Origin of the sequence: Phyllobacterium pellucidum (assembly GCF_013327855.1) — a bacterium.
GTDB lineage: Bacteria > Pseudomonadota > Alphaproteobacteria > Rhizobiales > Rhizobiaceae > Phyllobacterium > Phyllobacterium pellucidum.
Genome location: NZ_JABUMX010000001.1, coordinates 45107 through 60925, shown reverse-complemented (window position 1 = coordinate 60925; position 15819 = coordinate 45107). Strand labels below are relative to the sequence as shown.

Annotated in this window: 12 protein-coding genes; 9 read left to right on the top strand and 3 right to left on the bottom strand. The window is 60.0% G+C overall.

Going from position 1 to position 15819, the window contains the following annotated elements:
• Positions 1 to 26: 26 nt before the first annotated feature.
• Positions 27 to 518 carry a thioesterase family protein gene (locus tag HQ945_RS00265; RefSeq protein WP_036814816.1) on the top strand — a complete coding sequence of 164 codons (492 nt, stop codon included), beginning with the start codon at positions 27 to 29 and terminating at the stop codon, positions 516 to 518.
• Here HQ945_RS00265 and HQ945_RS00260 read toward each other — a convergent pair.
• Entirely contained in the window at positions 505 to 1413 is a 909-nt protein-coding gene (locus tag HQ945_RS00260; RefSeq protein WP_091922669.1) for a LysR substrate-binding domain-containing protein, read from the bottom strand. The two genes, HQ945_RS00265 and HQ945_RS00260, sit on opposite strands and share 14 nt — an antisense overlap.
• Positions 1414 to 1567: 154 nt before the next feature.
• Here HQ945_RS00260 and HQ945_RS00255 point away from each other — a divergent pair, with 154 nt between their 5' ends.
• Genes HQ945_RS00255 through HQ945_RS00245 form a run of 3 tightly spaced genes read left to right on the top strand, consistent with a single transcriptional unit; the run spans position 1568 to position 7730 of the window.
• Positions 1568 to 2800, top strand: a complete 1233-nt coding sequence (locus HQ945_RS00255) for an aromatic ring-hydroxylating oxygenase subunit alpha (protein WP_027232575.1) — start codon at positions 1568 to 1570, stop codon at positions 2798 to 2800.
• A 41-nt stretch (positions 2801 to 2841) separates the two neighbouring features.
• Positions 2842 to 5289, top strand: a complete 2448-nt coding sequence (locus HQ945_RS00250; RefSeq protein WP_174207520.1) for a GcvT family protein — start codon at positions 2842 to 2844, stop codon at positions 5287 to 5289.
• On the top strand, positions 5286 to 7730 hold the full coding sequence (locus HQ945_RS00245; protein ID WP_174207519.1) for a GcvT family protein: 2445 nt from the start codon (positions 5286 to 5288) through the stop codon (positions 7728 to 7730). The genes HQ945_RS00250 and HQ945_RS00245 overlap by 4 nt, the downstream gene beginning before the upstream one ends.
• Positions 7731 to 7778: 48 nt before the next feature.
• On the opposite strand, the gene rocD is transcribed toward HQ945_RS00245, so the two are convergent.
• Positions 7779 to 8987: an ornithine--oxo-acid transaminase gene (gene rocD / locus HQ945_RS00240; protein ID WP_027232578.1), complete on the bottom strand. Its 1209-nt coding sequence runs from the start codon at positions 8985 to 8987 to the stop codon at positions 7779 to 7781.
• A gap of 24 nt (positions 8988 to 9011) precedes the next feature.
• Positions 9012 to 10001, bottom strand: a complete 990-nt coding sequence (rocF, locus tag HQ945_RS00235) for an arginase (protein ID WP_081815943.1) — start codon at positions 9999 to 10001, stop codon at positions 9012 to 9014.
• 171 nt (positions 10002 to 10172) lie between these two features.
• On the opposite strand from rocF, the gene HQ945_RS00230 reads away from it, so the two are divergent.
• From HQ945_RS00230 to mgtE, 5 genes are all read left to right on the top strand, one after another.
• Positions 10173 to 10598 carry an Lrp/AsnC family transcriptional regulator gene (locus HQ945_RS00230; protein WP_027232580.1) on the top strand — a complete coding sequence of 142 codons (426 nt, stop codon included), beginning with the start codon at positions 10173 to 10175 and terminating at the stop codon, positions 10596 to 10598.
• 27 nt (positions 10599 to 10625) lie between these two features.
• Complete coding sequence (gene pabB, locus HQ945_RS00225) at positions 10626 to 12029, top strand: aminodeoxychorismate synthase component I (protein ID WP_027232581.1); 1404 nt, start codon at positions 10626 to 10628, stop codon at positions 12027 to 12029.
• Positions 12026 to 12622, top strand: coding sequence for an anthranilate synthase component II (locus HQ945_RS00220; protein ID WP_174207518.1), 597 nt, complete (start codon positions 12026 to 12028; stop codon positions 12620 to 12622). Before pabB ends, HQ945_RS00220 begins: the two co-directional genes overlap by 4 nt.
• A 150-nt stretch (positions 12623 to 12772) precedes the next feature.
• The gene (locus HQ945_RS00215) at positions 12773 to 14221 is read left to right on the top strand and encodes an aldehyde dehydrogenase family protein (RefSeq protein WP_174207517.1); all 1449 of its coding nucleotides are present in this window, start codon (positions 12773 to 12775) and stop codon (positions 14219 to 14221) included.
• A 115-nt stretch (positions 14222 to 14336) separates the two neighbouring features.
• Positions 14337 to 15749 carry a magnesium transporter gene (gene mgtE / locus HQ945_RS00210; protein WP_027232584.1) on the top strand — a complete coding sequence of 471 codons (1413 nt, stop codon included), beginning with the start codon at positions 14337 to 14339 and terminating at the stop codon, positions 15747 to 15749.
• The last annotated feature ends 70 nt before the right edge of the window (positions 15750 to 15819 follow it).

The following is a 15819-nucleotide window of genomic DNA, read 5'->3' as shown; positions in this document are numbered from 1 at the left end:
GGCTCGCCAAGAACGAGGACCATAACATGCTAGCAACCAATCGAGACGCTGAACTCTATCATTCGGCGCCCATCCCCATCGAGAAGGAATGGATCGACTATAACGGCCATCTCAACATGGCTTATTACAATGTCGTCTTTGACAGGGGCGGCGACGAGTTCCTGTCGGAGCTCGGTTTTGGCCCCACATACGCGGCCGAGCGGAAGCTGACGATCTACACGGCCGAGGTGCACATCTGCTACGTGCAGGAGCTCCACCTTGATGATGTCGTGACCGTCACCAACCAGCTCATCGATTATGACAGCAAGCGACTGCACACCTATCTTGAAATCATCCATAAGGATGGCTGGGTTGCGGCAACGTGCGAGGTGCTCTCGCTGCATGTCGACATGAGCGGGCCGAAAGTGACGCCGTTTCCGGAAGACGTGCTGCCCAAGCTTGAGTTTTATATGAAGGAACACGCCCAACTGCCGGCGCCGGATCGCGTCGGCCGGGCGATCGGCATCAAGAAGAAATAGGTTCACCGCCGAATTGTTCGACGAGCCAGCGTTCGAATTGCCGGATTCTGGCCTCGCCGACCCGCTCCTTACGGCAGATCATGTACCATGCGCCGGGCTGCGGCACCCTCAGCGCGAATGGCGCGACGAGGCGTCCGGCCCTGAGGTCGTCGGCGACCAGGAAATCCGGTGCAACGCACACGCCTTGGCCGTCGAGGGCCGATTGCAAGGCGGCGAGGTAGGTGTCGAACTTCAATGTGACAGCGCGGCCCGTATCGGCGATGTTCGCGGCCTCAAGCCACGTCCCCCAATCTTCCGGCGAGGTATAGAGTGCGAGGCGCGGCACATTGCTCAATGCCTTGGCGTCGCCTCCACCCATGCGTGCCGCCACCTGCGGATTGCAGACCGGAAACATCTCCGCCTTGGCCAGCAACCGGTAGTGCAGATTGAGCCGCTCCGGCCGCGTCGTATGGATGATGCCGATATCGGAACTGTCGATATTGAGCTCCCAATCGAGTTGGCTGGTGCCGATGCGGATGGCCAGATTGGAATTGACCTTGCGGAAATCGGAAAGGCGCGGGATGAGCCAGCGTATTGCGAAGGTCGAGTAGGTTTCGATCGCAAGATCGTCCGTCGTGCCGAGCCGATTGATCAGCGCGCTGCCACGCGCGATCTTCTCGAAGGCATCGCGCATGTAGGGGTAGTAGAGCGTGCCGGCGTCGGTAAGCGAAACGCCCCGCGGCAGCCGCTCGAAAAGCTTGACCCCGAGGATCGTCTCGAGTTCCGAGATGCGGTGACTTATCGCCGACTGCGTGACCCCAAGTTCATCGCCTGCCAGACGGAAGCTCAGCAGCCGCGCCGATGCCTCGAATGCCCGCAAGGAGCCGAGCGGGGGTATCCGGGGTTTGGACATCATGGCGGAGAAACCTTGTCGAAATCAGATGCGTGAGAATAATTCATGTCTTTATGAGCAACCATCGCTTGAATGCCGCTCAATGCGGAATCATTCTAAACTGCGACGCACCTGAGAAACAATAAGCGTCCAGAAACAATCTTTTTCGGAGAATGAAATGGCGGCGGAACAGGCTTTTGCAGAACTTGCACCGGCTCTGGACAAGATTGATCGTCTGGTGGCCGATCATCGGCCAGGGCATGGCCTCGTGCGCGCCTTCTACATGGATCCGGACGTCTATGCCCTTGATATGGAGAGGGTCTTTCGGCGTCATTGGCATTGCATCGGCCATGCCAGCATCATCCCGAACGCGGGTGATTTCGAATTGTTCAAGATCGACGCCGAAGCGATCATCGTTTCGCGCACCGAAGATGGTTCGATCCATGCGTTCCTGAATGTCTGCCGCCATCGCGGCGCGGAGGTCTGCACCAAGCAGAAGGGCAACGCCCGATTCTTCGTCTGCCCCTATCATGCCTGGACCTATGCCAATGACGGCAGCCTTCGCGCCGCGCGCCTGATGCCGCGCGACTTCGACCGTACGGCGCACGGCCTCAAGAAGCTGCATGTCCGCGTTGCGGATGGCCTGATTTTCATCTGCTTTGCCGACGAACCTCTGGACTTCTCGATTATCGAGCAGTCGCTGCGCACCACCTGCGGTCAATATGGCTGGGGCGACGCCAAGGTGGCGTATCGCGAAACCTATGCCGTCGATGCCAACTGGAAGCTTGCAGTCGAGAATTATGTGGAATGCTACCACTGCGGTCCAGCGCATCCGGAATACTCGCAGACCCATGCGCTGGAACAGCCGGCGGAGAAGATCGTCGAACTCAATGCCAAGATGGAGCAGCGCACCTGCGCGCTCGGCATAGACATTGCGACCGGCGACAACTGGCAGAATTCCGCGCAGGGTAAGGAAGCGATCCACACGTTCCGCTATGCGCTCTACGACGGCGTCAAGAGCGGCAGCGAAGACGGATCACCCGTTGCGCCGCTCATGGGCCGTTTCACCGAGTTCGATGGCGGCGTGACCTCCATTCACCTCGGCGGCACCAGCTTCCTCGTCTGCTATCCCGATCATGGCATGATTTACCGCTTCATCCCGAAGACGGTCGATACCTGCGAGATGGAACTGATCTGGCTGGTGCGCGGCGATGCCGAGGAAGGCAAGGACTACGATCTCGAAAAGCTGACCTGGCTGTGGAAAGTGACGACGGCAGAGGACAAGACGATCATCGAACATACGGCGCGGGGCGTGCGGTCGAACTATTTTGTGCCGGGCCCGATTGCGCCAATGGAATATAACGAGTTGCGGTACATCCAGTGGTACCTCGATGAAATCGGTCGGGCTTGAACCCGGCCCCGAAAATGGCATGAGACCACGGGAGAATTTATATGTCTGAGTTTCCAACGTCGGCGCGCGTCGTCATCATCGGTGGCGGAGCGGTCGGCGTTTCCGCGCTTTATCACCTCGCCAAGGCCGGCTGGACCGATTGCGTCCTGCTCGAAAAGAATGAATTGACCTCGGGTTCGACATGGCATGCCGCCGGCAACGTTCCAACTTTCTCGGCTTCGTGGTCGGTCATGAACATGCAGCGCTATTCGGCGCAGCTTTATCGCAATCTTGCCGCCGAAGTCGATTATCCCATGAACTATCATGTGACCGGCTCGCTGCGCCTTGCCCATAGCAAGGAGCGCATGCGCGAGTTCGAACGCGTCAAGAGCATGGGCCGCTATCAGGGCATGGATATCGACGTGCTCGGCGTCGATGAAATCAACGGGCGCTATCCGTTCATCGCGACGCACGAACTTGCCGGCGCACTCTACGATCCGAACGACGGTGACATCGATCCGGCGCAGCTGACACAAGCGCTTGCGAAGGGTGCGCGCGACATGGGCGCGAAGATCATCCGCTTCTGCCCCGTGACGGGTGCGCGCCGCGACAAGGACGAGTGGGTGATCGCGACACCGCAGGGCGAGATCCGCTGCGAATATGTCGTCAATGCCGCCGGCTACCGCGCTCAGGAAATCGGCAAGCTGTTTGGCCGTGACGTGCCGATGATGGTCATGAGCCATCAATATCTGCTATTCGACGAAATTCCCGAGATCGCCGCCTGGACACGCGAGAATGGCCACAAGCTGCCGCTGCTGCGCGACGTCGATTCGTCCTATTATCTGCGCCAGGAAAAGAACGGCATGAATCTCGGGCCCTATGAGCGAAACTGCCGCGCACATTGGGCGACGCCGGATGATCCGATGCCTGACGATTTCTCGTTCCAGCTCTTTCCGGACGATCTTGAACGTCTCGACTGGTATTTGAACGATGCCATTGCCCGCGTGCCGATCCTCGGCACTGCCGGCCTTTCCAAGATCATCAACGGCCCCATCCCCTATGCGCCGGATGGCAATCCGCTGATCGGGCCAATGCCCGGCGTTCCCAATGCCTTCGAGGCCTGCGTCTTCACCTTCGGCATCGCCCAGGCAGGCGGCGCCGGCAAGGTGCTTGCCGAATGGGTGACGGAAGGCGCCACCGAGTGGGACATGTGGTCATGCGATCCGCGCCGCTTCACCGGTTTCACCGATCCCGATTATTGCGTTGCCAAGGGACTCGAAGTCTATGGCCACGAATATGCGATCCATTTTCCGCGCCACACCTGGCCTGCGGGCCGCAACAAGAAGCTCTCGCCACTCCATGACCGTATCGCCAAGCTCGGCGGTCAATTCGGGCCTTACAACGGCTGGGAACGCGCGAACTGGTATGCGAGGCCCGGTGACGACACATCCGAGGAAGCGACCCAGACCTTCTCGCGCAATGGACCTTGGCACGAGCGTATTCGCGAGGAATGCCACGCGGTGCGCGACGCAGTCGGAATCCTCGATCTGCCGGGTTTCACGCGTTTTCGCGTGAGCGGCGAGGGCGCGCGTGAATGGCTCGCGACGCTCATTACCGGTATCGTCCCCAAGCCCGGCCGGATCGGCCTTGCCTATTTCGCCGACGACAAGGGCCGCGTCGTCACGGAAATGTCGATCATGGCGATCGACGAAAATCTCTTCTTCCTCATCACGGCGGCCGTTGCGGAGTGGCATGATCGCGACTGGCTGGTCAAGCACCTGCCCGCGGGAAGCGCAATCAGCATCGACAATGTGACCGAGCAGCTCTCCTGCCAGATCGTCACCGGTCCGAAGGCACGGGACCTCTTCAAGGATGTATGCGACGCCGAACTCGACCGGCCCTGGCTGACGCACCAGTCGACGCAGATCGCCGGACGGCACTGCCAGCTCGTGCGCGTGTCGTTCGCGGGGGAACTCGGCTGGGAGGTGCACACGAAAGTTGCGGACACCGCGGCGATCTTCGACGCGATCTGGGAGGCTGGGCAGAAATACGGGATCAAGCCGTTCGGCATGTTCGCGCTCGACTCGCTGCGGCTCGAGAAAGGTTATCGCGCCTGGAAAGGCGATCTTTCGACCGACTATACGCCGTTGCAAAGCGGGCTCGAACGATTTGTCAAATGGGAAAAGCCCAACTTCCTCGGCAAGGCTGCGCTTGAGAGCGAAAAGCAGGGCGGTGTGGACAAACGCTTTGTCACGTTGACCGTCGATGCCGGTGATTGCGACGCGCCCTATATGTCGACCCTCTGGCACAACGGCAATATTGTCGGCGAGACGACGTCCGGGGGTTGGGGCCACCGGATCGACAAGTCGATCGCGCTCGGCATGCTCAAGACCGAACTGACCGAGCCCGGCACCGAGATCGAAGTCGAAATCTTCGGCGAGCGCCGCAAGGCTGTTGTGCATCCTGACCAGCCCCTCTGGGATCCCAAGAACGAAAGAATCCGCGCATGAGTTCGCTTCCCACCAAGGCACGGGCCGTCATCATCGGCGGCGGCGTATCGGGCTGCTCCGTTGCCTATCATCTGGCGAAGCTCGGCTGGACCGACATCGTCCTCCTCGAACGCAAGCAGCTAACCTCAGGCACGACATGGCATGCCGCCGGTCTGATCGGTCAGTTGCGTGCATCGCAGAACATGACGCGCCTCGCAAAGTATTCGGCCGACCTCTACGTCAAGCTGGAAGCCGAAACTGAGGTCGCGACCGGCATGCGCCAGGTCGGGTCGATCACGGTCGCGCTCACCGAGGAGCGCAAGCACGAAATTTACCGGCAAGCATCGCTCGCCCGCGCCTTCGATGTAGATGTGCGGGAGATTTCTCCTAGAGAAGTCAAGGAGATGTATCCGCATCTTAATGTCGAGGATGTCATCGGAGCAGTGCACCTGCCGCTCGACGGCCAGTGCGATCCGGCCAATATCGCCATGGCGCTTGCCAAGGGCGCACGCCAGCGCGGCGCGAGGATCGTAGAGAATGTTAAGGTGACCAACGTTCTGAAGAAGAATGGCCGTGTCGCTGGTGTTTCCTGGTCGAAGGGGGATGAGCAGGGCACGATTGAAACCGATGTCGTCATCAACTGCGCCGGTATGTGGGCACGCGATCTCGCCGCCACGTCAGGTGTGACTGTACCGCTCCACGCTTGCGAGCACTTTTATCTGGTGACGGAGGCGATTGAAGGACTTGGTCGGCTGCCTGTGCTGCGTGTCCCCGATGAATGCGCCTATTACAAGGAAGACGCCGGCAAGATGATGCTTGGCGCGTTCGAGCCGGTTGCCAAGCCGTGGGGCATGAACGGCATCTCCGAAGATTTCTGCTTCGATCAATTGCCGGAGGATTTCGAACACTTCGAACCCATCCTCGAAATGGGCGTCAACCGCATGCCCATGCTCGGGACGGCGGGCATCCATACGTTTTTCAATGGTCCGGAAAGTTTTACTCCCGACGATCGTTACTATCTCGGCGAAGCACCGGAACTTGGCGGCTATTGGGTTGCCGCGGGCTATAATTCCATCGGCATCGTGTCATCGGGCGGGGCTGGCATGGCGCTGGCGCAGTGGATCCACGACGGCGAGGCGCCCTTCGACCTTTGGGAGGTCGATATCCGCCGGGCGCAGCCGTTCCAGAAGAACCGGCGGTACCTGAAAGAGCGTGTCTCCGAAACGCTTGGGCTGCTCTACGCCGACCATTTTCCGTACCGGCAGATGGCAACGTCGCGCAATGTTAGGCGCTCGCCGATCCATGAGCATTTGAAGCAGCGCGGTGCGGTCTTTGGCGAGGTCGCCGGCTGGGAACGTGCCAACTGGTTTGCCCGCGAAGGCCAGGAACCGGAGTATCGCTATTCCTGGAAGCGGCAGAACTGGTTCGACAACCAGCGTGACGAGCATCTCGCCGTGCGCAATGGCGTCGGCCTCTTCGATATGACGTCGTTCGGCAAGATCAGGATCGAGGGGCGCGATGCTTTGGCTTTCCTGCAAAAGCTCTGTGCCAACCAGCTCGACGTAGAGCCGGGCCGTATCGTCTATACGCAAATGCTGAACAATCGCGGCGGCATCGAGAGCGACCTTACGATTACGCGGCTGTCGGACACAGCGTTCTTCGCTGTTGTGCCGGGCGCAACCCTGCAGCGCGATCTCGCATGGATGCGCAAGCATCTTGGCGATGAGTTCGTCGTCATAACCGATGTGACGGCAGCGGAATCGGTGCTTTGCCTCATGGGGCCAATGGCGCGCGAACTGATCACGAGAATCAGCCCGAATGACTTTTCCAACGAGGCCAATCCTTTCGGTACAGCGCGCGAGATCGAGATCGGCATGGGGTTGGCGCGGGCGCACCGCGTGACTTACGTCGGTGAACTCGGTTGGGAACTTTATGTTTCGACGGATCAGACGGCGCATGTCTTCGAAGCCATCGAAGAGGCCGGCCAAGATCTCGGTCTGAAGCTCTGCGGCCTGCACACGCTCGATTCCTGCCGCATCGAGAAAGCGTTCCGGCATTTCGGCCATGACATCACCGACGAGGATCATGTCCTCGAGGCTGGTCTGGGCTTTGCCGTCAAGGCTGACAAGGGTGAGTTCATTGGCCGGGAAGCGGTGCTTCGCAAGAAGGACAAGGGCCTCAATCGCCGCTTGGTGCAGTTCAAGCTGAGCGATCCTGAACCGTTGCTGTTCCACAACGAAGCCATTGTTCGCGACGGCAACATTGTCGGAACCATAACGTCCGGCAATTACGGCCACCATCTCGGCGGTGCGATCGGGCTTGGCTACGTTCCGAGTGAAGGCGAGAACCCGGACGAGGTCCTGGCTTCCGCATATGAGATCGAGATTGCCGGCGAGCGCGTGAAGGCGGAGGCTTCCCTGAGGCCGATGTACGATCCGAAGGCTGAGCGCGTCCGCATGTAGACTGAGAAGAGAGGCGCGTGGTTGCACCAACCACGCGCCTCGCAGCCATCAATTCATGCTGGTGAGAACGGTTTCGAACTGTTCGAGCGCCCAGTCGACCTGGTCGCGCTTGATGACGAGCGGCGGCGCGATACGGATTGTGTGGCCGTGCGTATCCTTGGCGAGGATGCCGCGTTCCTTGAGTTCGTAGCAAAAACGATTGGCGCCGCCTGCTTCCGGATTGAGCTCGATCGCAAGCATCAGGCCACGACCGCGCACTTCCCGCACGATATTGCTGCGAATGCCCTTGAGCTGTTCGAGGAAGTATTCTCCCTCCTTGCGGGAGTTTTCGATCATGTTCTCTTCCGTGAGAACGCGTAGCGCCGCGCGGGCAATGGCGCAGGCGAGCGGATTGCCGCCGAACGTGCTGCCATGTTGTCCCGGCTTGAGGACGCCGAGTACATCGCTGTTCGACAAAACAGCCGAGACTGGATAGAAGCCGCCGGAAAGCGCCTTGCCGATCAGCGTCACATCCGCCTCTATGCCCTCGTGCTCCTCGGCGAGCAGCGCGCCGGTGCGCCCGAGGCCCGTCTGAATTTCGTCGAGGATGAGCGTGACATTATTGTCAGTGCACAGTTCCCGCACCTTGGTGAAATAGCCTTTTGGCGGAATGAGGACGCCGGCTTCGCCCTGGATCGGCTCGACAAGGAAGCCGACGGTATTGGGGCTCAGCGCTGCAGTGAAAGCGTCGATATCGCCGAAGGGTACGACCTTGAAGCCCGGGGCGAACGGACCGAAATTGTCGCGGGCGGAAGGATCGGTGCTGAAGCCGACGATCCCCATGGTGCGGCCGTGGAAATTGTCGGAGCAGACGATGATCTCGGCGGCATTCTCCGGCACACCCTTGACCTCGTAGCCCCATTTGCGCACGGCCTTGATCGCGGTCTCGACAGCTTCCGCGCCACTGTTCATCGGCAGAATCTTGTGCGAGCCGGTAAGGGCAGCAAGTTCTTCATAGAACAATGCCAACTGATCGTTGCGGAAGGCGCGGGACGTCAGCGTCAGTTTCGACGCCTGCTCGGTCATCGCCTTGAGGATCTTTGGATGGCAATGGCCCTGGTTGACGGCGGAATAGGCGGAGAGGCAATCGAGATAGCGATTGCCCTCGATGTCCCAGACGTGAACGCCTTCACCGCGTTCCAGCACCACGTCGAGCGGCTTGTAGTTATGGGCCCCGAGACGGGATTCTGTTGAAATCAGATCAGCGGCTGTGTGCAGCAAAATGTCCTCCTAATGCCAAAATCAAATGCTGAGCGCGCCGGCGCTCTGGTCAGCAAGGTTTGGCTTGTCAAAGATCTGCCGGCCGAACAGGCTGGCAACGAGATCAACGAGCAGCAGCGCGCTTCGGCCGCGCTCGTCGAGGAATGGGTTGAGTTCGACCACGTCGAGTGAGCCGACGACGCCGGAATCGTGCAGAAGTTCCATGACCAGGTGCGCTTCGCGGAACGTGGCGCCACCCGGCACTGTGGTGCCGACGCCGGGAGCAAGGGACGGGTCGATGAAGTCGACGTCGAAGCTGACATGCAGGATGCCATTGGCCTTCTGCACACGCTCGATGATGCGGCGCATCAGCTTGGCGACCCCGAATTCATCGATACGGCGCATGTCGACGACATCGATTCCGCGTTCGCGCAGCAGGACACGCTCCGTTGCATCAATCGAGCGTATGCCGAAGAGGTGCAAATTCTCTGGCTTGACAAAACCGCGTGGCTCTTCGCCGAAAACGCCTTCGAGGCCAGGTTCGCCGCAAAGAAGTGCCGCCGACATGCCATGCATATTGCCGGAAGGCGAGGTGGCGGGCGTATTGAAATCGGAATGGGCGTCCAGCCACAGCACGAAGAGTTCGCGGCCATGTTCCTCGCAGTAGCGGGCAACGCCGCTCACCGAGCCCATGGAAAGGCTGTGATCGCCGCCGAGAGTGATCGGGAACGTCCCCTTGGTCATTGCGTCATAGGTTTCGCTGCTGAGCATGCGCGACCAGGCGGCAATGCGCTCGATATGGTGGGCGAGGCCATCAACGGCTGGAACCACAGGCAAGACCGGAGGCAGTTGCAGATCGCCGCGGTCCTCAACGGGATGACCAAATTCCTCAAGCGTGCGGACGAGTCCGGCAGTGCGCAAGGCTGCCGGTCCCATGAGCGCGCCAAGGCGACCCGCGCCTTCCTCGATTGGCGCACCGATGATCGTCAGCTTCTGCTTGTGCGTGTCCTCAAAATTGCTGTGCATGTTCATAAACAACCGCCACTTTCGCGTTTGGATGGTCTCGTTCCGAAATTGAAAGAGAATATTATGTCCCGCAATGATTTTGGCATTTCGGCGCGGTGACAAATAGACGGCATCTTGATAGAAATGCGCAAGGAATTGAGCATTTTGCTCAAGCACTTTATGCAGAGTGAGAGCCAAATGGACGACGTGGACCGCAAATTGCTGTCGCTGCTGCGCGATGATTGCCGCTTGCCGGTCTCATCGATGGCGACCGTGCTCGGCATATCGCGCGCTACTGTACGCACGCGCATCGACAAGCTGACCACCGATGGAACGATTCAGGGCTTCACGGTCACGCTCAAGGCCGGCGCCGGGATTTATGGCGTGCGCGCCGTGGCTATGATCGAGGTAGCGGGACAGGGCGCCGAGAAGGTGATCCGCCGCCTGCAGGGCTTTCCGGAGATTCGCGCTTTGCACACAACGAACGGCCGGTGGGATATCGTCGCTGAAATCGAGGTGGAGACGCTGGAGGCATTCGACCGCACGCTTCGCGACATCCGTCATATTGACGGAATCACGTCGACGGAGACAAGTATTCTTTTATCGACCCGCAAGAGCGGATAATCTCAAAGGTTGAAGGGAGATCGGCGCTTGCACGTTCGTGAGATTCCATGGCTCGAACCTGTCGAAGCTGCCGGGCGGCTGCGGCCGTTGGGGGGCATGAGCTTTCTAGACAGCGCCATGCGCCATGACCAGTTGGGCCGCTATTCCTACGTGGCTGCCGATCCGTTCGCGAGATTGATCGTTGCCGGTGGCGAGGTCAGCTGGAACGGCGAAAGGGTCGAGGGCGAGCCGCTCACGGCGATTGCGGACTATATCGGGCGATACCGGATGGAGGTCCAGGCTGGGCTGCCGCCGTTTCAAGGCGGTGCAATCGGCTATTTCTCCTACGAGTTCGGCCGGCTGCTCGAACGCTTGCCTCAGCCCGGAACACCACCACAAGGCGCGATGCCGGACGCCGCCTGGCTCTTTTACGATGTCGTGCTTGCCTTCGATCATGCGGAACAGCGCGTCTGGCTTGTTTCCTCGGGTTTTCCCGAAATGGCTGGGCCGGCGCAGGAGCGGCGGAGCCAGGAGCGCTCGGATCGTATTATCGAGGCGATCAGTCGTTCCGCTGCGCAGCCATCCGTCGAGATGACGGGGCAGCGCATCGCAAGAACCTCATGGCGGTCCAACTTTGAACGCGCCGCGTATATGCAGGCAGTGGCCCGGGTCGTTGAGTACATACTCGACGGGGATATTTTTCAGGCCAACATTGCCCAGCGCTTCACCGCCGAACTGCCGCAGGGTTTCGATCGGTGGCGTTTCTACAAGGCGCTGCGCAAGCGCAATGCCGCGACCTTCGCCGCCTATCTCGATCATGGCGAGATTGTCGTTGCCTCGAGTTCGCCGGAGCGCTTCCTCGTCGCCCGCGGCGACCAGGTCGAGACGAGGCCGATCAAAGGGACAATCCCGCGTTCGTCTGATCCGAATGAAGACAAGGCACTGGCGGAGACTCTTCTGAAGTCGGAGAAGGACCGCGCCGAGAATTTGATGATTGTCGACTTGATGCGCAACGACCTCTCCCGCGTGTGCCGGCCGCATTCGGTGTTGACGCCTGTGTTATGCGGCCTCGAAACCTATGCCAGCGTGCATCATCTCGTCTCGGTCGTGACCGGCCGGTTGCAGGAGGACAAGGGCCTTATGGACCTTGTTCGCGCCGCCTTTCCCGGTGGGTCGATCACCGGCGCTCCCAAGCTCAGGGCAATGGAGATTATCACCGAGATCGAAGGTGAGGCGCGCGGTGTCTATTGCGGCTCAATCGGTTTCATCGGTTTCAACGGCAACTTCGACACCAATATCGGCATCCGTACGGTCTTGTTTCAAAACGGCATGGCGATATTCCAGGCGGGCGGCGGGATCACCGCCCTGTCAGATCCCGCATCCGAGTACCAGGAGACGCTGGACAAGGCAGCGCGCATCTTCACCGTGTTCGATGAGGGCGGGCCGGAATGATCCTCATCATCGACAATTACGATTCCTTCGTCTTTACCGTCGCGCGCTACTTCACCGAGCTTGGCGTCGAAACGCAGGTGGTCCGCAACGATGCGATTTCGGTTGCCGACGTCAAGCGCATGGACCCGGAGGCAATCGTCCTGTCGCCCGGACCGTGTGGTCCACGCGCGGCGGGGCAGTCCATGGCGATCATCGAGGCTCTGAGCGGCGCCACTCCGATGCTTGGCATTTGCCTTGGCCACCAGTGCATGGGCGAAGTCTTTGGTGGCCATGTGGTGCGGGCGCGCGAGCCCATGCACGGCCGCGCGTCGGCGATAAAACATGACGGACGAGGTGTGTTCAAGGGACTGCCAAGCCCCTTCCGCGCCGGGCGGTATCATTCGCTGATCGTTCAGGACCTTCCGGGGGATGGCGACCTTCGCATTACGGCGCGCTCCGAGGCGGGTGAAATCATGGGCCTTGCCCATGCCACTCACCCGACATACGGCGTTCAGTTTCATCCGGAGTCGGTCCTTACGGAATATGGCCATGCCATGCTCGGAAACTTCCTGCGGCTGGCGCGCGCATTCAATGGCGGCGACAGGACGACATAGGCCAGGGAGGGCGACGCTATTTTCGCCTCTTTGTTCGATATTCCTGTTGGCCGTACCGGCAATCGTCCTTTACAACTGCAATCATCATGCGTTGGCGATCGCCGACCGCAAATCAACGGACAATCCGCATTTACAGGCAGGAGACAGACCATGCTTCGCAAGACTGATTTCTATATGGATGGCAAATGGATAGCTCCGACGGTCGCCAAAGAGCTGGAGGTTATCAACCCGGCCGATGAACAGGCTTTCGCCGTGATTTCGCTCGGCTCGGCCGCCGATGTCGACAAGGCCGTCACCGCTGCGCGCAAGGCATTCGCCACGTGGAGCGTGACCAGCCGCGACGAGCGCCTTGAATGGCTGCAGCGCCTGCTTGCCGCCTATCAGGAACGCATCGATGACATGGCGAAGGCCATTTCCGCCGAAATGGGCGCGCCGATCAAGATGGCGCTCGACGAGCAGGCGGCTTCCGGCACCGCGCACATCAAGGCCTTCATCCGCGCCTTGAAGAACTTTGAATTCGAGCGTCCCCTCGACGCCCACAACCCGTCGTCGCGCATCGTTTACGAGCCGATCGGCGTGTGCGGCCTCATCACGCCGTGGAATTGGCCGATGAACCAGGTCGTGCTCAAGGTTGTTCCGGCGCTTGCTGCCGGCTGCACGGTCATTCTCAAGCCTTCCGAGCTCGCGCCGATTTCCTCGGTCATCTTCGCGGAAATCATCGATGCTTCCGGTCTTCCGGCCGGTGTGTTCAACCTCGTCAACGGCGACGGCCCGACCGTCGGCGAGGCCATGTCGCGCCATCCCGGCATCGACATGATGTCATTTACCGGATCGACGCGCGCTGGTGTCGCCGTCACCAAGGCGGCCGCTGATACGGTCAAACGCGTTTCGCTCGAACTTGGCGGCAAGTCTCCGAACATCGTCTTTGCCGATTCGGACGTCGAGGCGGCCGTGAAGCGTGGCGTGGCGCACGTGTTCAACAATACCGGGCAGTCCTGCAATGCGCCGACGCGCATGCTGGTCGAGCGCTCGGTCTACGACACGGCGACACAGGTTGCCGCCGAGACGGCCAAGGCCACCAAGGTTGGCGATCCGTCAGAGAATGGCGACCACATGGGGCCGCTCGTTTCTGAAATTCAGTTCAACAAGGTGCAGGGCCTGATCGAACAGGGCATCAAGGAAGGCGCGCGACTGATTGCAGGCGGTACGGGGCGTCCCGAGGGCTTTAACCGTGGCTACTACGTGCGCCCGACCGTCTTTGCCGACGTCAACAACGACATGACAATCGCGCGCGAGGAGATCTTCGGACCCGTACTCGCCATGATTCCTTTCGACACGGAAGAGGAGGCCGTCGAGATCGCCAACGATACGCCGTATGGCCTTGCCGCTTATATCCAGTCGGGCGACCCGGAACGAATCAAACGCGTGTCGAAGCGGCTGCGGGCAGGCATGGTCCGCATCAATGGCGCTTCCCATGCGGCCGATGCACCGTTCGGCGGCTACAAGCAGTCGGGAATTGGCCGCGAGGGCGGCCATTGGGGCCTTGAAGACTTCCTCGAAGTGAAGGCCATTAGTGGCTGGGAAGACACCGCCGCCTGAAAATAAGCGCAAAGCATGCCCGCTAGTTTCCTTTGGGCATGCTTTGCTCTAACTGACAATAGACGGCGTTGGTCGCCCGTCGCGTTTGACTTGTCAGAAAACGGGTGCGGACAGAATGGATGATCTAGAGACCCTACCGGAGGCCGCGTCCGACAATGATGAATCCGACATCTACGGCGATGACGGTGCGGTAAAAACATCCTATCTCGCCCGTGTCGGCGCTGCGATCGCCGATCGCGACGTCCTGTTCCTGCGCTCGCATGTCGGCAAGCTGCATCAATCCGAACTCGGCCATGTTCTCGAAGCGCTGCATTCGGAGCAGCGCGCCGCACTCGTCGAACTACTCGGTGACGAATTCGACTTCGCCTCGTTGACCGAGGTCGACGAAGCAGTCCGCATGGAGATCGTCGATGCCCTGCCCAACGAGCAGATCGCCGAGGCTGTCCAGGAACTCGACTCCGACGATGCCGTCTACATTCTCGAAGATCTCGACCAGGAAGATCGCGACGAGATTCTGGCGCAGCTTCCGTTCACTGAACGCGTCAGGCTGCGCCGTTCGCTGGGCTATCCCGAGGAAACGGCCGGTCGCCGCATGCAGACCGAGTTCGTCGCCGTTCCGCCGTTCTGGACCGTTGGGCAGACGATCGACTACATGCGCGACAATGACGATTTGCCGGAATCCTTTTCGCAGGTCTTCGTCATAGATCCGATGTTCCGGCTGCTCGGCGCCATCGATCTTGACCGCATCCTGCGCACAAGGCGCGACGTCAAGGTCGAAGAGATCATGCACGAGACGCGCCATGCCATTCCGGCCACGATGGACCAGGAAGAGGCTGCGCAGATCTTCGAACAATATGACCTGCTTTCTGCGGCCGTCGTGGATGAGAACGAGCGCCTTGTCGGTGTTCTCACCATCGAGAACATTGTCGACGTTATCCAGGAGGAAGCAGAGGAGGATATCCTCCGCCTCGGCGGCGTCGGCGATGAAGAGCTTTCGGATTCCGTCGTATCGACATCGCGTTCGCGCGTGCCCTGGCTTGTCGTCAATCTTTTTACAGCAATCCTGTCGGCTTCCGTCATCGGGCTCTTCGATGCCACGATCCAGCAGATGGTCGCGCTCGCCGTGCTCATGCCGATCGTCGCGTCGATGGGCGGCAATGCCGGCACGCAGACGATGACCGTGACCGTGCGCGCTCTCGCGACGCGCGATATGGATATCTATAATGCCGGGCGTATCATCCGACGCGAGGCGTCGGTCGGGCTCATCAACGGCGTGGTCTTCGCCATTTTGATCGGACTTGTCGCGGGGCTCTGGTTCGGCCACGCCAATCTCGGCGGCATCATTGCGGCTGCCATGATCATCAATATGCTCGCCGCCGCACTTGGCGGAATACTGATTCCGCTGCTCCTGCACCGTTTCGGCGCGGACCCCGCCATTGCCTCTGCCGTGTTTGTTACGACCGTGACCGACGTTGTCGGGTTTTCATCATTCCTTGGCCTCGCCACCTGGTGGTTTGGCTTTAAGTAACAGCAACTTACCTGATTTTGCACTTAAGTTCACAACCCTATACAATCGTCCCATTGACTTTTACGTAATT